The sequence below is a fragment of the Burkholderia mycopellens genome (assembly GCF_964265025.1).
Taxonomy (GTDB): Bacteria; Pseudomonadota; Gammaproteobacteria; order Burkholderiales; family Burkholderiaceae; genus Burkholderia.
In genome coordinates this window covers 1,671,102-1,687,640 of record NZ_OZ183802.1, presented here as the reverse complement: position 1 = coordinate 1,687,640, position 16,539 = coordinate 1,671,102, and the positions used below count along the sequence as shown (strand labels likewise).

General features: G+C 66.5%; 11 protein-coding genes. 2 read left to right on the top strand and 9 right to left on the bottom strand.

The window, feature by feature from the left end; genetic code table 11:
* Positions 1-40: 40 nt before the first annotated feature.
* From ACPTTC_RS07850 to ACPTTC_RS07820, 7 genes are all read right to left on the bottom strand, one after another.
* Positions 41-1,057 carry a hypothetical protein gene (locus ACPTTC_RS07850; protein WP_423392098.1) on the bottom strand — a complete coding sequence of 339 codons (1,017 nt, stop codon included), beginning with the start codon at positions 1,055-1,057 and terminating at the stop codon, positions 41-43.
* A 1-nt stretch (position 1,058) separates the two neighbouring features.
* Positions 1,059-1,931 (bottom strand): hypothetical protein, encoded by an 873-nt coding sequence (locus tag ACPTTC_RS07845; protein WP_423392097.1) that lies wholly within the window; start codon positions 1,929-1,931, stop codon positions 1,059-1,061.
* 53 nt (positions 1,932-1,984) lie between these two features.
* Positions 1,985-5,719, bottom strand: a complete 3,735-nt coding sequence (locus tag ACPTTC_RS07840; protein ID WP_423392096.1) for a type VI secretion system Vgr family protein — start codon at positions 5,717-5,719, stop codon at positions 1,985-1,987.
* A 61-nt stretch (positions 5,720-5,780) separates the two neighbouring features.
* The gene (locus tag ACPTTC_RS07835) at positions 5,781-8,180 is read right to left on the bottom strand and encodes a T6SS phospholipase effector Tle1-like catalytic domain-containing protein (RefSeq protein WP_423392095.1); all 2,400 of its coding nucleotides are present in this window, start codon (positions 8,178-8,180) and stop codon (positions 5,781-5,783) included.
* Complete coding sequence (locus ACPTTC_RS07830) at positions 8,177-8,797, bottom strand: DUF3304 domain-containing protein (RefSeq protein ID WP_423392094.1); 621 nt, start codon at positions 8,795-8,797, stop codon at positions 8,177-8,179. The genes ACPTTC_RS07835 and ACPTTC_RS07830 overlap by 4 nt, the downstream gene beginning before the upstream one ends.
* A gap of 113 nt (positions 8,798-8,910) precedes the next feature.
* Positions 8,911-9,768, bottom strand: coding sequence for a DUF4123 domain-containing protein (locus ACPTTC_RS07825; protein ID WP_423392093.1), 858 nt, complete (start codon positions 9,766-9,768; stop codon positions 8,911-8,913).
* A gap of 2 nt (positions 9,769-9,770) precedes the next feature.
* Positions 9,771-12,566, bottom strand: a complete 2,796-nt coding sequence (locus ACPTTC_RS07820; RefSeq protein ID WP_423392092.1) for a type VI secretion system Vgr family protein — start codon at positions 12,564-12,566, stop codon at positions 9,771-9,773.
* 476 nt (positions 12,567-13,042) lie between these two features.
* Between ACPTTC_RS07820 and ACPTTC_RS07815 the strand changes: the two genes are divergently transcribed.
* Both ACPTTC_RS07815 and ACPTTC_RS07810 read left to right on the top strand, forming a co-directional pair.
* Positions 13,043-13,306: a PAAR domain-containing protein gene (locus ACPTTC_RS07815; protein WP_423392091.1), complete on the top strand. Its 264-nt coding sequence runs from the start codon at positions 13,043-13,045 to the stop codon at positions 13,304-13,306.
* Between the two features lie 36 nt (positions 13,307-13,342).
* Positions 13,343-14,740, top strand: coding sequence for a hypothetical protein (locus tag ACPTTC_RS07810; protein WP_423392090.1), 1,398 nt, complete (start codon positions 13,343-13,345; stop codon positions 14,738-14,740).
* A gap of 217 nt (positions 14,741-14,957) precedes the next feature.
* On the opposite strand, the gene ACPTTC_RS07805 is transcribed toward ACPTTC_RS07810, so the two are convergent.
* Together ACPTTC_RS07805 and ACPTTC_RS07800 are read right to left on the bottom strand one after the other, a co-directional pair.
* Positions 14,958-15,287: a hypothetical protein gene (locus ACPTTC_RS07805; protein WP_175953071.1), complete on the bottom strand. Its 330-nt coding sequence runs from the start codon at positions 15,285-15,287 to the stop codon at positions 14,958-14,960.
* A gap of 327 nt (positions 15,288-15,614) precedes the next feature.
* Positions 15,615-16,361, bottom strand: coding sequence for a MipA/OmpV family protein (locus tag ACPTTC_RS07800; RefSeq protein ID WP_423392089.1), 747 nt, complete (start codon positions 16,359-16,361; stop codon positions 15,615-15,617).
* Positions 16,362-16,539: the final 178 nt, after the last annotated feature.

Sequence of the window (16,539 nt, the reverse complement as noted above, 5' to 3'; positions counted from 1 at the left end):
GTATCTTGAATCAGGGAGTTCGACGTGCCCGGCATTCGCATTACTGTTCGGTCAGTTCGACGGCGGGCAGCGAATCCATTCGCGTAAACACCTTTCCATTCATTTCATCGGGCGTCTGGATATTGAGGTTGGCCACGGCTCCGATCCGGTACGCACCCGCCAGAATCTGCCGTGCCGAGGAATCCGGATCGAACTCCAGATCCGCATAGGGCACCACGAATTCGATCTTGACCGGCTGTCCCGGCTTGATGGAAATCGCCGACGCATAAGAGCGGGAGACAGCGCTCAGATACTTTGCAAACAGTTTGACCTTGAACTTGATACCGGAGTCACCGAATGCCCGGATCTGAAAGTATTGCACGCTCGGGTGTGCCCACTTTGGCGACCATTGCTCCGGACCGTCGATGACGACCTCCTGTTCCCCATCATTCTTGAACACGACATCCACCACCAGATCCCGCGATGCAGAGTGCACGGCAAACTCCGGATGCAGATTGATTTCGGGCGTGCCGTGGTCAAGCAGATCCTGCGCGAGGTCGTAAAGAAACGCCAGCTTGCCACTGAACGCGTCGCTGGATCGATATTGAAGCTGGCCCTCGTAACGCATCCCGTTCTGCTCGAACGAATATCTCAGGACCGATCCGATATTCCGGCCCGGTACCGAAGCAATCTCGTGATTGGCGAGAATCCGCTTGACCTGCTCGATCTCCGGTCGGAAACGATCGTTCAGTTCTGCCGTGTATTTTCCGATGCCCGTGTACTTCGCCGGCGGCATGATATCCAGATCCCGTCCGCGCGAATAGTAGGCAACGCGATTGCCATCGAACGTGAACGCCAGTGGGGGTGAAGGATTGGTTTGCCCTGGACTGTTTTCCATCGCGAAGTAATCCCCGGCTTCTCCGGCCAATGCGGCTTCCGTCGCGCCGAACAGAAACACCGCCGCCAGAAAATACGGCACGCGTCGCGCGATTCCGTCCGTGCGGCTTCCCGCTCGGCGAGCACCTTTTCTCCTCCGGATCATCGCTATCGCGCGTGGCGTGCGTTCAGTCTGAATCATGTCATTCCCGCGTCAAACCGACTGACGGCACCGGATCCGTCCATGTGATGAACCTGCCGGACATCTCGTCCGGTTTGTCGACATTGCCCTGCATGCGACCGACAAAATCGTAGGTGCCGGTTTCCATGCGCTGAATGGGCGAATCGCTGTCGAACGACAAAGCATCGTAGGGAACCGCGAACCCGAGCCGGATCACGTCGCCCGGCTTGACGGTGATTCCACTGGCGTAGCGGCGCGACGCTTCGATCAGATACTTGCTGCCGAGGCGGACCTTGAAGTCGGCGCCCGCGCTGTTGCTCCCCCGGATTTCGACGTATTGCCGACTCGGGATCGCAAGGTTGTCCGTCCAGGTATCCGGACCATCGATGACGACCTCGCGCCGGCCTTCGTTACGGAATTCGACTTCGACCAGCAAGCGATTCGAGTCGGAACGAATCGACAATGCCGGACGAAGATTGATCTCGGGTTCTCCGTGGCTCAGCAGTTCCTTCGCGAGCGAATACAACGCGATGATTTTGTCCTGTACCGGCTTTTCCGCCTGGTAGTTGAACGCACCTTCGTAGTGGTGTCCATCCATGTCGAACGAATAGGACAGAACAGGTCCCGCGTTGACCGCGTCCCGGACCGCCGCATCACGTTTGCTCAACACGTGTCGAATTTCCGCGAGCTGTCCCGCATAGGTGTCGCTCGATTCGACCGTATATTTCCCGATGCCCAGATAGCGGCCCTGCGAACTGTGATCGAGGTCTCTTCCGCGCGAATAGTAGGAAAGCGTCTTGCCGTCATCCTTGATCACCATGGTCGGCGCGGGGTTGGTCTGTCCGGACCCGCTGCGGATTTCGAAATAGCCACGCTCGTTTTTCGCAGACGCCATGTCCGTCACTCCAAGAATCAGTGTCATCGCCATCAGAACCCGTGTAAAACGCATCATTTCAGGACTTCCCACTCGATGTCGGTCTTCTTCTGGAACCAGTCGCGGAATCCGTACATGTAGTACTTCGGAATCTCGGGATGCGGCAGAAACATCCCCTCCCCCATCAGATTCGTCGAAGAAGTCCGCTGCCAATTGTCCTGGAGCTGCGGCATCGTGACGTCGACTAGTTTCTGCGCATTAATATAGGCGCCGTAAACGGTCCCTTTGTTCTCGAAGTACTCGTCCGGCCACCCATAGTGGTGTCCTGCCTCGTGAATGATGGCGTTTTGCGTAGCCTCACGCGTTGCCTTCTTCTTCTCTGGATCCCACGTGACCTGCACCTCGCCCCAGTTCTCCGAATTTGCCCGCGCCTCCATCGGGTACAGACTGATGGTGCTGTGAAATCGCCCGGTCGTCGTGACGAATTCGATTTCCTGCTTCAACTTCACCTTGCAGGTACAGTTCTTGCCGAGCGGACATTTCCTCGGCTGCATGTAGTAGTGGTTTCGGTTCAGGCCGCTTTCGATCCGCTGCTTGAAACCCGCGAGATCGGCCGAATTGCCAGGCCGCTCGACCTTCTCCCAGACGACCCTGTCATCCTGCGGCCCATCGCCGTCGTACGGTATCGAAACTGGCTTACCGGTTTTCCTGTCCACCAGCAACCGGCCGTTCGTATACTCATGCTGATCCATGAGCACGACCCGAAGGCGAACCGTTGCGGTCAACGTGGCCGTTGCCGGCGTGTATTCGATGTCGTACATGCCGGTCGACCCGGAAAAGCGAAGCAGAATCGGCTTCTGATTTTCGAGCACTGCTCGGCCGTTCGCGTCGGTCTGATAGTAGTCGACAAGCCCCATATCCGGCTGATATTCCAGCTCCTTGAGTGGCGGAATATGAAGGTTGCATGGGGCGACGGATCCGCTAGGGCCGCTCTTGGGTAGTCCCTCGAGTTCGTCCGACACCGGCACGGGAGCCGAATGTCCGAGTTGCGGCTCCCGCGGCAACGTGGAGTCGGCTGAGCCAGGACCCATCGACGCGGCCGGCTGAGCGGGCAGTGTCGGCGTCGAGATCGGCTGGTTCGATGCACTCGCGAACGTCCGCGCCGCGCCCACCGCACCACCCGCCCCCGATGCCGTCGCACCGGCGATCAAACTCGCCGCACCCGCCAGACTTCCGCCCGCCGCCACCGCCCCCCGCCCCGCCGGACTCGCCGCCAGCGCCTGCACGAGAAAGTCGCACGGATCGCCCTGCGGCAACACCGGCAGCGCCGGCAGCTTCACGCTCGTCGCGCGCGGCCCCGGGAACGGATGCCCGCCTGCCTTCACCGCGAACTGCCCCGGCGTCTCGACGATGATGTCGCCGCCCTTCAGCGTGATGCGGTTCGGTCCCTGCTGCAGCACGATCGCCTCCTGCGCGAGCACGTCGACGCGCTCGTCGGTGGACGTCACGCGCACGGTCTGGTCGCCGAGAATCTCCATCGTCGACGCGTGCGCCTCGACGCTCACCGGCCCTTCGCCCGCGATTGCCTTGAGCCCGCCCGCCACGCTGTACAGGCTCATCGCATCGCCGGTCGCAGCGGCCACGGTCGCACCGGCGCCCACGTGCGCATCGCCTTGCGACGTCAGGTGAACATGCTGTGCCGCATACGACACCGCGCTCTCCGGCGTCGTCACCACGATGTTCTCCGGCGACTCCATCAGCACCGCGGGCGTCGCGAATCGCTCGACGGGGTTGCCGCCGTCGCGCTGCGTCCCGGTCGGCTTGGTCGCGCTCTGGCCGCCCACGCTACCCGCATACTTGCCGTCCTGCGCGGGATCGATCGCCTTCAGGAAATCCGTCTGCGCCGCGTTCGCGCTCAGGCCGACCGCCTGCGCCCCCGTCGCCGCCGTGTCGAGTTCCTGCGCCGTTTTCGCCGCGTCCTTCAATTGCTCCACGCGTTCGGCGACATCCATCTGCGTCGACGCGCCGAGCCGGCGCGCGGTACTCGACATCAGCACGCCCGCGCCGGCCCGCACGACACCCCACCCCTGCGTCGCCAGCTCGAAGCCTTCTCCGCGATACGCGCCGCGCATCGTGCCCTGCTGGTCGATCAGATAGCCCTGCGCGAGTCGCGTGCCGGCAGTCGAATTGCTCAGTTCGTGACGCAGTTGCCCGGCCGCATCGTCCATCACCCAGCGGCTGCCCGGCTGTCCATCGAGGGTTTGCGTCTGCAGGCCCGTCAGCGTTCCCGGATGATTGGCATCGCTGCCCTCGCCGGCCGAGAACGGCGGACGTACGCGGCCGCCATACACCTGGCCCAGCACGACCGGCGCATCGATGTTGCCCGACTCGAAGCCGACCACCACTTCCGCCCCCACGCGCGGCGCAAACGCATGACCGAAATTCGGCCCGGCCGCCTGTTCGGCGACGCGAACCAGGATGCCCGAACGGTGATCGCCCGGCGCATGGCCGGCCGGATTGGACCGGCTTGCCGTCTCCGTCAGCCCGCCCGGCAACGGCGCGACACCGCGCATCCACGGAAACTGGATGCGCACCTGGTGATCGCGCGTGCTGCTGACCCGCCCGCCCGGCTCGCCGACCACGATCGCGGTCTGCACGCCATATACCGTCGGCCGGTCGCGGAACGGCGGCACGATCGGCGCGCCTTCCGGCACCGCGACGAAACGGTTGCGATACAGCCCCTTGTCGAGCTCGCCGCGTCCGAACAGCTGCCCGATCTGCGCGCCGAGGTTGTTCACGGCCTCGTGCTCGATCGACAGCGGCACGAAACGAACGGCGCCGCCCAGATAATCGTTCAGCGTATGTACGTTGCCGGTCTCGAGCGTGCGCGACGAGCCGCCGCCGCGGTAGATCCGCTTCGCGAGCTGCAGCGCGTCGAGACGCTGTTCGGCATAACGCTGCGCGTCGCCGCTCGTGTCGAAGCGGCCGGCGCGCTGGCCGTCGAAGATTTCCCGCACCGGCAGCAGCGGCGCGTTGGCGTCGGCCGGCTGTTGCGCATGACCGGCGAGCGCATGGAGTTCGCTGGCTTTCCAGCTCGTCGCCACCACACGATCCGGCACGAGCTGACGCCGATCGGAGAATTGCGTCATCACGCCGTCAGGATCGCCGACGTCCTGCGCGTTGAACGCGATCGCGCTGCCGTCGGGCAGCCGCGCATGGCGGTCGAACACGACGACGGTATGGTCGCCCGACGGCGCCTTCCCCGCATCCTGCCCATGCTCCATGCGAAACGACAACCCGGCTTCGGACAACTGCCGCAACACGAACTCGAGATCGGTTTCGCGATACTGGCCGCGCAAGCGAAACGATCGCAGCGGCTCGACGCGTTCATGGCGCCACTTCGCTTCGGGATAGTCGCCGAACACGCGATCGCAGATACCCTCGACATCGAGATCGACGAAATACAGGCAATTGCGGCGCAGCTGCAGCAACGCGAGCCACGATTCCATCGTGAGCCGGTAGCGCGTGAATTCGCCGTCGCTCTCCGCATAAGCGGCATGCGTGACGTAGCCGTTCCAGCATCGTTCGCCCGATGCCGTCGCCAGACGCAGCCGCATGGCGCTGCCGATCAGCGGCGCGAGATCGAGAAACGGCTCGCTCGACAGCACGTCGATCTCGAACCGGAACGATTCGCTGATCCCTTCACGACCGTGAAAGCGCTCGACCACGAAGGCCCCCGGCATCGCGGTGTCGATCTGGATATGACGGGTCGCCTGCCCGTACCCTGTCAATGCGGCAACTAGATCCATGTCGTTTCTCGGCAATCGCGCGCGCATGCGTGTCGCGCCGGCTGGTTCGTATCGAATCGGTTCATCGGAACAGCTTGCTCATGTCGACGTTGCGCTGCAGTTGCTGGCGCATCGCTTCCATGTCTTCCTGCACGCTCGGCACATGGGGCGCGTCCCAGCGCGCGCCGTTCACGTAGACGGTGCGCCAGCGCAGGTAGCCCCAGACGAACGAAAACTCGCGCCCCGAATCCTGCAGCGCGAGCCCCCCGGTGACTTTCGGGTCGGTCAGGATCGCGCTATCGGTCGGCGCGGTTGCGTCTCGGGCCGCACGAGCCTTCTGCGCGGCCTGCTGCGCGGCGTCGTAGCGTTTCAGAACATCGATCTGCTGCGCGGTCAACGGCGAACGCGGTTCAGGCTCCGGCGCTACGTTGACGGCCGGCCCGAGCCCGAACGCCCCTGCTCCCATCGCCTGCATGATCTGCGACGGTCCCGGCACGCCGAGCTGCTGACGCTTCCTCCACTCGGCATGCCGGCGCTCGAACTCGGCCTGGCGCGTTTTCAGCGCGTTGATCTGGTTGTGATTCCACACGTCGTCGTCGTCGCCGAGCGGCTTGAACCACGCGCGCGAATCGTGCATGAAGTTGTCGTACAGCGCGCTGATCGGCGCTTCCGGCGGCCCCATGTTCCAGTCGCCGCGCACCTCGAGCCACTGCTTCCATTTCTCGTCGAGCTGCAGCTGGAAGAAATCCTCGGCGCGCTTGGCGCTCGCGCGCACCAGCGGGCCAACGAACGGAATCGAGGACTGCAGGCCCGCGGCGATCGGCAGGACGGCCGGCGACATGACGGCCGCCGCCTTCGGGTTCTGCGTGATCTTCCGGCTGACCGCGTTGCCCGCGTACCGGCTTACGGTCGGTCCGCCTGCTTTCTCGCATTCGAGCAGATCGCGCCATTCGAGCCGCAGTTCCTCGTTCGCGCTGTCGAGATCGACGGCATCCTGCGGATAAGCGGCCTTGGCGGCGAGAAACGACGGTTGCGAACGCAAATTGTCGAGCCGCATCTTCCGCCAGCGCAGGTAAAGCCCGTAGTGCGCACGCATCAGGCCCGGCGTACCGTACTCCTTCGCGTAGTAGTAGCTCGCACTCGTGTTCACGTACGCGGAAAACGCGCGCGTGAGCGCCGGCGAAATCGCGAACGCCGCCGCCGCTTCGGCGGCGACGCCCGGACCCTTGATGTCGAGCGGAACACCGGCCTTGCGCGCTTCGCGATACATGTCGAGCAGCGGCACCTGCGACAGCTTGTCCGCATCGCCGGTGCCGCGCCCCTGTTCACCCGGCCCATAACCGCCGCCGACGTCCGAATGCACGCCCGGATAGACGATCTCCTCACGCCCGTCCAGCGACGCGTCGATCAGGTCGAGCGGAAACGATCCGCGCGGCTCGTGGGCCGCGACCATGTGGACGCAGCGGCGCACGTACTGCGGCACGCTCATCAGTTCCTTGCGCCCCCAGCCGCCGTGCCCGTCGAACAGCGTCGCGGCCGTGCTTTGCGCGATGCCGACCGACGCGACCGTATCGAAGATGCCGAGAAAGTCGTACGACACGGGTACGCCGCACAGGCTGAAATCGGAGTCCAGCGCATCGGCCAGCCAGTTCGAGAACGTGCGAGCCTCGGCCGCGCCGCGCGAAAAACCGAACACGTACAGCCGAATGCGCTGCAGTTTCGGCTTGCCCTTCACCAGCAGATCGCCGACGCGGGCCTTCAACTGCGCGCAGCGGGCCCGCAATGCGACGCGGCGTTTCTCGTCCCACGCACGCATCGTCGCGGTCCAGTTCGCCGTATCGACTTCGCCCTTGAGCTGCGCCCAGATCGTGTCCCGATCCCAGGTCAGTTCGATCCCGTTCTGCTCGGCGGCCATCAGCTTCAGCGCTCCGACGCTCGAACTGCCGCGCGCGTGGATGTCGCCGAGACTGCCCGGCTTGGGCGGCGTACCGCCGAGATCGATGCCCTTGAAGTTCAGGTCGACGCTGACGGCTTTCGCGAGTTCCTTGTCGCTCTTGCCGAGCGCCGCGGACAGCGAATTGCCGAACGCGTGCGCATGCACGACGTTATGGATCTGCAGCAGCGCCCAGTTGATGCGTCCCTCGCCGGCCCACCCCGTCGCGGCGCCGGCCGCGGCCTGCAGCCCGACGCCCTGGTCGCCGATCTCGTCGACGAACGGCGTGCCGACGCCGGCCACGTAGATGGCGCTGTGATACTGGTCGCGGGGAAACACGTCGAACAGCCGCGCGACGTTGCTGTGCTTGCCGCCCGCACGATCGCGATCGGCGTTGTTGCGCGTGCCGTCGAAGAAGATGCCGATATGCAGCGTCTTGCAGCAACTCATCCCGTCGTCGTCGTGCAGCCGGCGCATGATCGCGTCCTGCTCCTCCCGCGTGACGACGCCGACGTCAGGCCGATCGGCGCTCGCGAAGCGGAAACTCATCGCGCGATCCTCCTGTCGGGATTCGGGCACTGCGGGTCGCTGTTGCGCAGCGTGAAGTGCCCGGGACACGCTTCGTCGGGCGCCTGCAGATTTTCGGGGAAGCCGCGGTAGCCGGGCATCCACTGCGACGCATAGACCTTGATGCGGTCGTGCGGAAAGAACAGGACCCACAGGAAGCCGTCCGAGAAGGTGTCGTAGCGCTCGACCGGCACGACCCGGCTCGCGAGCGCCTTCGGATCCTTTCTGTACAGGTTGTCGTCCCGCCACTGCAGATTGACGGTCAGCCCCGGATGCCATTGCTTCGGCAACGCGACGCAGCAGATGATCGCGCCGCCGCCGCTGCCGATGCGCGCCGGCACCGTCCCGCCCCAGGTGCCGTCGACGTAGAACGTGCCGATCGGAACGTCGGTGTAGTTGAGCGCATTCAGCTTCAACCCCATCGTGCCGGATTCGGCCGCCGCGCTTGCGACGCCCGACGCACCGCTTGCCGCCCCGGCCGCATTCGACGCGGCAGGCGACACGTCGGTCGCGCGCGAGCATCCGGCCGTGCCGAGCAGGATGGCCGTGAACATCAGCAGTCGAGCGGCAAACGTCGTGGAACCGGCATTCAAACTCATCTTGTCATCCTCTTGTCCGACGCCGTCCGGCGCGAATCGCTATCCATTGCGTACCCCGTCGCATGCATTGCCGACACGTCCGTGTCGTCGCCTGCACACCAACCTGTATCGTTCTATGCGGACGACGTCGCCGGTGCCAGTTCCGTCACCAGAAACCCGGCCGCCACGAGCGCATCGAGCGCGGCCCGCGACGCCGCCGCGGGCGGCCCGTCGTGCCGCGCCCACGCCGTGCTCACGCACGCATGGACTTGCGATGGCGTGGCCACCAGACGGCCGAAACTCTCCGGACGCTGGCGAACATGAAAAATCAGCGTGTCGATCTTCGCTGCCTGCCGAAGCCGTTCGATCTGTTCGTCGTCGAGCACGTATGGCTCGCCGCTGCGCCCTGCGTCCGCCTCACCGTCAGCCGCCTCGCCCGCAGTGCCGAAATCGAGTGCGACGAGCGCCCCGGTGCGGTCGAACACGTGCCACGCATCGATGCCGTCCGTGAAGCGGCGGCGCTGGGCGGGTGTCAGCGCCGCGAGCCACGCGGGCAGGCAACGCGTATCGGCGAGACGCACCAGAAACGCTTCGTCGTCGACCGCCGCAATCGCCTCCATCTGTCCACGCAGATGCGCGGCAAGCGCGACCGTCTCGCGCGCGCCGTGCAGCAGGCTCACCATCGGCCGTCCCGACGTCTCGCGCAGCACGGTCTCCAGTATCGCCCCGCGCGCCGCCGCGTCGGCCGGCAACGGCACGACGCACGGCGAAATCGCCAGCAGGTCGTCGCCGTCGTACACGCCTTCGTACAACACGATGACGGCATCATTGCGCGCAACTGCGTGCATCCGCTCACGCAGCGCCGGCGCGAAGCCCATGTCGAGCAACAGATGCCAGCGGCCGCCCGCCGGCGCGCGCTCGACAAGCGCATTCAGCCGGTCCGGCGTGTCGTCGGGATAGCGGTCGATCCAGTCGGTCGCGTCGATCGTCATGTTCAGATCGCCTTGCCCGCGAGCGCGCTGCCGGACTGCATCGCGTGCAGCAGGCATTCGACGCAGACCTTTTCGGGAAACTGCGGCAACGGCGTATTCAGTTGATCGGGGCCCACGAATGCGTGCTGCGCGGCATACACGACGAATTTACCCGGGCAGCCGAACGTGACGTCGCCGCCCTCGATCGTCACGTGCGCGCCGCCGCTCACCGCGAGATGCACGGTCTTCTTCGCGGCGATCTCGACGTCCGCGCTCGCGGATGCGAGCTTCAGGTCGTCGCGCGCGCGCAGGCCCAGCACATCGCGCTGCGCCTGCAGCGTCAGTCCGTCCTTGCCGGCGATCATGCTGATGCCGACGCCGTCCGCATGGCTCGCACCGGCCAGCCAGCCGATGCCCTGCCCACTATGAACGCGCAACTGCTGCGCGACGGCGAGATTGAAGTCGCCACCGCTGCCGAGCGACAGCGTTTCGCCGGCTGCCCATTGCAGCGCCTGCCCGGCGACGATCCCGTAGCCGCCCCGCGCCTCGATGCCGAGCACGGGGTCGCCCGTATGCGGCAGTGCGTTGCCGGCCGATCGCTGTGCGGCGTCGGCCGACGCCTGCGTGTAGCCGTTCGCGCCGACCGTCGTCGCGAAGCTCTGCGCGAGCGCGTCGAGCGGCGCGGCACTGCCGTTGAGCGACGACTGGCCCGCCTGCTCGACGCCGCGCTGCGCGGCGAACGGCAGCGTCCCGTGCGTATCGGCAGTCTTGTCGAACCGGCCGACGAGTGCCGCGTGCCGCGCGAGCAGCGCCTGCAGCGCGGATGCATCGCCCGCCGGCTGCGCGGCGCCGGCGGGCGCATAGCTCGACACGAGCAGGCCGCGCGTCGCACGCATCGCACCGTATGCATCCGTGCGCAATTCGAGGCCCTGGCCGCGAAAACTGCCGAGATAGTTGTCCGCCTGATGACGCAGATGACCGAGGTTCAGTTGCGTCGCCGCGTGCGTGGTCGCCATCTGCAGGCGTCCCATGCCGTCGGAATCGTCAGCGACGAGCTGGTTGTGGCCTTGCCCGTCGAAGCCCTGGCTCTTGAAGCCCGACAGCGCGCCGGCGTGATTGTGGCGATCCGTGCCGCCGCCGGCGCCGTGCCACGCGGGGCTCATTCCGCCCGCGAGATTGCCCTGCGCGCTCGGCGCATGATCGCCCGCCTGCGTGTAGATCGACGCGTCGAGCGGCTTGCCGGCCGCACCGCCCGGCGAAGGCGGCTCGCCGCCTTCGCCGCGGCCGTTGAACAGGCCGCCGAGCACGATGGGCCGGTGGATCAGCCCGTGGTGAAACTGCACGAGCACTTCATGGCCGATGCGCGGCACCTGCTGAAGGCCGTGCCCGTCGCTCGCAAGCCGTTGTATGGCGCGCGTCGGATAGGTGCCCGCATCGTCCTGCGCCTGCCAGTGAAACCGAACGCGCAGGCGGCCCTGCGCATCGGTGTGCACCGGCCCCGTCGAACCCGCCTGCGCGCTACCGGTCGGACCGACGACGATCGCCGTCTGCGCGCCCAGCGCCGTCGGCGCCGGATTGAGCCGCTGCCCGGTTCCGTCGGCCAGCGTGGGCCGCCAGACCTGCGTTCGCGGCACCGCATCGAACCGGTTCGCGTAGCCGCCGGTCTTCGCTTGCCGAAGCACGCGCGGATCCAGCGCCGCCGCCGGCAACGGTCCGAGCCGCCGTTCGATGGCTTCCATGACGGTCGCCGGAAGGTTGTTGATCCCGACGTGCTCGACGCGCGTCAGCAGAAAATCCTCGGGCGCCGCGGCGCCGCGCACCGCCTGCCAGCCGGCATCGACGAGTTTCAGCGCGCGTCCGGCCCGCGCCGTGCGCAGCGTGCCGTAGCCGGTCCAGACACTGGCGCGCGACACGATCGCATCGGCCTGGCGCCGTACCGTGTCTTCCGCTTCGCGCAAGTTGTCGAACGCCTCCGGCCCGACGTCGTCGTAGAGCTCGCGCACACCGTCCGGCCTGCCGAGCGTCGTGCTCGCGGTGGTCGCCCGGTTCACGCGGTAGTCGCTGCTGATCAGCGTGATGCGATCGGCCATGAGCGACAGCGACTGCCCGATCCCGAGGATCACGTCGTCGGCGCCGGTCGCCGCGCCGCTCGAGCGGCGCGGCACCCCGCCGCGTCGCGCGGACGTATCGTCCTCGGCCAGTTGCGCGCTGTCGTCGAACACCAGCATCGTGTGCCCGGCAGGCGCGTCCTCGTCCTCGACGAAACAGAACCCGAGCCCGGCCTCGGCCAGCAGATGCTGCACGAATTCGTAGTGCGTATGGGTTCGGTACTGCACGCGATATGCGGCCGGCCCCACCGCGTCGAGACGCCGACCCGCATCCGGCGTGAGGCGCCACCGCGCGATCCCCGCGTACGGCGCGAACACCGTGTCGAGCACGCCCGCAAGCGTCTGGTTCACGAAGGTCCGCTCGTCGCGGGCATGCGTGAGTGCCGCGAGCCACGGCACGATCCGGAGATGGTAGCGGGCGAGGCCTGCGTCGTAACCCATGCACTCGGCCTCGGCGACGAGGCCGCTGCGCAGCGTCGTCGTGCCGTTCGCGAGCGTGGTGCGAATGGCGGCACGCTGCCCGAGCATCGCGTCGAGATCCAGTGCGGGATCCGTCGACAGCGCATCGACGTTCCATTCGAAGAGATCGGAGAGCGATTCGCGGCCGGCCCAGCGCTCGATTTGAAATGCGGCGAGCGCACCGGAGCCGTCCAGCGAATACAGGCGATTGAATGCGCCGAAAAGAGACGCAAATTCCGTGATGACGCTCATGCGGTTCCCGCTCTCTCAGGATTTGACGTTTTTAAATGCATATTGCTGCGACCAACACGGGACGATGCACGATTGCCGGCATCGCGATCGCCACGCCGAACCGGCAGGAAACGCGCGGGATTCCCCGCAACACCACTCGTCGGCGCGCTGAACTCGCGCCAGTTGGGCCGAGTGATGCGCCCCCATTTTAAGTAAGCTATTTTAAATTACACCGTCAGCATTCGCCATAGGCAAACAGCCTAGATTTAAAAATTCATCCCTTGACGTGCGGTCTTCACGCACGATAATGACTGCCTTCAGTTCGAAAGATACATTACGATCCAATCGAATCAGGCAATTATTCCCGAAAGGTAATAAATACCTGATTCGACCGGAATCAATTCGAAAAGCGTTGCCGATCGCAGTCGCGACGCTGCCCGCACCCGGCGGCGAAAGCCCGATGCATCGCCGACGATCCAGCCAGGAGGCCCATCCGGATGACTCAACCCTTCATCGTCCTCGGGGACAAGCATAGCCATGGCGGCACCGTGACCAGCGCGTCCACGCAATCGTCGGTCGACGGCCGCGGCATCGCACGCCGCAACGACACGGTGACGTGTCCGATCCACGGCCCGAATCACATCGTCGACGGCGACGACACGATGATCGTGCAGGGCGAAGGCGTCGCGCGCGACGGCTACAAGACGGCCTGCGGCGCCGCACTGGTCGCGAGCCGGACGGCGGGCAGCGACGGCAACTGACACGCGCCGCCGCAAGTCACGGGAGAATCGAGGGAAATGATCACGGGGTTGCGCAAGACGGCATTCGTCGCCGCGCTGTTCGTCGCGGTGTGGGTCGCCGTGTTCGCCTGGTGGAAAACGAGCCGGCATGCACCGACCACCAAGGAGTTACTGCTGTGCGGGCTCGTACTGCCGGCGGCGCTCGCCGTCTGCGCGGCATGGCTGCGCCGGGGGCTCGGCCAGCGTCCGGCGCTCGCGGCCGCCGTACCGCCGAGCGCACCGGCATCGACCGACGCCTCTGCCGCGCAGGACCCCGCGTCGCACACCTGGGCGGCCCTGCTGCTCGACAGCAGCGTCAGGCTGCCGACGGGGGCGACGACCGCGGACATCGATGCGGCGGCCCGGGAAGAACGTTCCGTCGCGCTTCATCCCGAACTGCGACGCCCGGACGGAACCGGCGTATTCGCGAGCACCGTCGACTCGGTCTCGCTCGACCGATTCGATGCGAGCCTGCTCGCGCCCGACGCGCGGGAAGCGCTGCAGGACGAGCACTGGCGCGGGCTGCTGCTCGCCGCCGATGCGCTTGACGAATTGCGCGAACGTCATGCCGTGTTGTCCTGCGCGGGCGCCGACGCGCCACCGATCAGGCTCCACCTGCTGATGCCGGAGCGCTGGCAACCGGTCGCCGCCACGCTCGCCGCATGGCTCGATGCTCACGCCGCGCGCGAAGCCGTCGCACCGGGCATCGCGCGCGCGCAACTGCGCACGGTCGCCGATCCCGTACAAGCTTGGGCGGTCGTCGACGAACTGATCCAGGCATTGCACCTGCAACCGTCCGGCGATCTGCACCTCGTCCTCGCGTTCGACTCCACCGCGAGCCGGGACGCGGTCGACGCGCTGGATCGCGCAGGCCGGCTCTACGGCCGCGATCGGCCGAACGGCATGCCCCCCGGCGAAGGCGCATGTGCATTGCTGCTCGGTCATCCCGACGCGCCGCATGTGACGCCCGTGCCGTCGGTCCATCGGCTCGCGTCCGCGCGCCGTGCGGGCTCCGCCGATCACGGCAAGGCCGAATCGACAACGCTCGGACAGTTGCTCGCGGCGGTCAATACTCGACTGTCGACGTTGCGTCCCGAACTGTCGGCATCCGGTTTCGTCACCGACGCCGATCAACGCAGCAGTCGCCGCACCGAAGTCGTGACGGTCGGCGAGCAGCTCTGGGGCAACACTGCCGCCGAGCGCAGCCGCCACCTCGGGCTTGCCAACGGAACAAGCGGCGCGGCGCTCGCACTCGCCGCGCTGGCCGTCGCCGCCGATCGCGCGACAGAGGGAGGGCAAGCGGTATTTGCGGCATCGGTCAGCGATCCGCTCGTCCGCGGGGTCATGCTCGTCACGCCGGCGATGACGGTCGACACCGCGGCGGCGGCGCCGCAATCCGGAACGGTCGCCGCATGAGCGGACGCGCCGGCGGGTGCGTCATGACGCGTGCACGCGTCCGTCTACACTGGTATCGAAGCGCATGAGCGGCGCGGCTACCGATGCCGCTGCCCCGCGGCGGCGAATTGCAACGCGTGCCGCCGCTCGATCGGCCTTGCACGCCGTGCACGCCTCCAATTTCCCGCGTGCGCAAGCGCCGTCGCCCACGACCGATCGTCGGCGGCGGCCGAATCCGTCACCCGCGCCGCACCCAGATCACCTTGCCGTCGCGAATGCCGAGATTGCGGCGTTCCTGCCGGTAATCCATCGTGCCCGGCAACGATTTGCCGTCGCGCTCGAGCACGCGCCACGGGCAACCGTCGAGCAGCGCGGCCGCGTCGGCCTCGGCCTTGCCGACCAGCGCGTCGTCCGGCCCCGCGTCCGCCTTGCATGCCTGCGACGTGACTGCCGGCTCGCCGTTCATCATCATGCCGCCCGCGGTCGCATTCTTCGTTTTCATGTCCGTGCATCCCGCAAACGTTGCGCCCGCAACCAGCGCCATCATCATCGCGATCGTCTTCTTCATCGGTTTCTCCCTTGCGCGCCCGGCGAAACAGGTGCGGCGCGCCTCGCCCGCCTGGCGTTGCATACATGATTGGTTTGCGCGCATCGCCAGCCGTTTTCCGGCGGATGCCGGCCGGCCAACCGCGACCTCGCGCGCTTCGGCCGCGCCGGTTCGGCTAGCGGAGCCTCGGGGCCGGCCCGAAGCCAAAGCCAAAGCCGCCTGCATGTTACCGCAGGCGGTCGGCCGCCACGGCGCGGCGCCCATGCATCGCGCAGCGCCGCGGCTCAATCGCGCCGCCCCATGCCTGCCGATGCAACGCGGCACTCGGGGCCGCCGTCGACAATCCGCTCAGAACTTGTACGTCACGCCGGCCATGCCGTAATAGTTGCTGCGCGTCTGGACGATCGGGCTGTCCCCATAGCGCCCGAGCAGCCGCGTCATGCCGCCGGTCGCGCGCACCGACCAGTGCTGCGACAGATCCCAGTTCCACGCCAGCGACAGCGTCGCGCTGTCGACCCCGCCGCTCGTCGAATACGGCCGGAACCCGCTCGTCATCGACTGCGCGTCGGTCACGCCGTAGAACGTCTGCATGTAGCGGCCCGTGCCGGCATGCACGCTGCCCGTCACGACGATCGTGTGTCGCGCGGCCGTGAACACCGGCACCGCGAGGTCGACATGCCCGGACAGGCCGCGCGACGCATGCGTGACCGGCGCGTCGATCGCGACGGTCAGTTCGCCGCCGTCCAGCAGCTTCACGCCGGCACGCAAGCCGACGAGCACCGAGCCCGGCACCCGCCCCATCCCCTTCAGGTGGTTCGAACCCGGCAGGTCGAAGCGGTTTTCGTCGGCGCGGCCCGCGTCGTAGCCCAACGCCGCCGACACGAACGCGCCGTGCGGCAAGTCCAGCCGGTAGCCGGCGCCCTGCGTGCCGTCAATGAAGAAGCCATTGCCGAACATCGCGGAAAACGACGGCGCGGCCACGCCGCGATACTGGTTGCTCCCCTGGTAGCGCGGTGCGAATCCGCCGCCGAGCGATATCGCATACTGGTTTTCGGCGTGGGCGACGGCGGCAAGAGTCAGGCCGGCAAGCGGCATGCAATAGCGCAAGGAGCGGAGAGATGGGCGCACAATATTGAAATAAGAGTGACGGAGCCCGCAGTCTAGGGATCGCCGCGCGCCGGGACTGTCCGGAATCTGCGGTGAATCTGTGCGCAAATGTGTTCGATTGTTCCTGATTGTCGTACGGCCGCCCCGGCCGTCGGAACGCCGGATA

Excerpts from the sequence above, each read along its gene's own strand:
- ACPTTC_RS07850 (WP_423392098.1), bottom strand. The coding sequence starts at position 1,057 with ATGATTCAGACTGAACGCACGCCACGCGCGATAGCGATGATCCGGAGG.
- ACPTTC_RS07845 (WP_423392097.1), bottom strand. The coding sequence starts at position 1,931 with ATGGCGTCTGCGAAAAACGAGCGTGGCTATTTCGAAATCCGCAGCGGG.
- ACPTTC_RS07840 (WP_423392096.1), bottom strand. The coding sequence starts at position 5,719 with ATGGATCTAGTTGCCGCATTGACAGGGTACGGGCAGGCGACCCGTCAT.
- ACPTTC_RS07835 (WP_423392095.1), bottom strand. The coding sequence starts at position 8,180 with ATGAGTTTCCGCTTCGCGAGCGCCGATCGGCCTGACGTCGGCGTCGTC.
- ACPTTC_RS07830 (WP_423392094.1), bottom strand. The coding sequence starts at position 8,797 with ATGAGTTTGAATGCCGGTTCCACGACGTTTGCCGCTCGACTGCTGATG.
- ACPTTC_RS07825 (WP_423392093.1), bottom strand. The coding sequence starts at position 9,768 with ATGACGATCGACGCGACCGACTGGATCGACCGCTATCCCGACGACACG.
- ACPTTC_RS07820 (WP_423392092.1), bottom strand. The coding sequence starts at position 12,566 with ATGAGCGTCATCACGGAATTTGCGTCTCTTTTCGGCGCATTCAATCGC.
- ACPTTC_RS07815 (WP_423392091.1), top strand. The coding sequence starts at position 13,043 with ATGACTCAACCCTTCATCGTCCTCGGGGACAAGCATAGCCATGGCGGC.
- ACPTTC_RS07810 (WP_423392090.1), top strand. The coding sequence starts at position 13,343 with ATGATCACGGGGTTGCGCAAGACGGCATTCGTCGCCGCGCTGTTCGTC.
- ACPTTC_RS07805 (WP_175953071.1), bottom strand. The coding sequence starts at position 15,287 with ATGAAGAAGACGATCGCGATGATGATGGCGCTGGTTGCGGGCGCAACG.
- ACPTTC_RS07800 (WP_423392089.1), bottom strand. The coding sequence starts at position 16,361 with ATGCCGCTTGCCGGCCTGACTCTTGCCGCCGTCGCCCACGCCGAAAAC.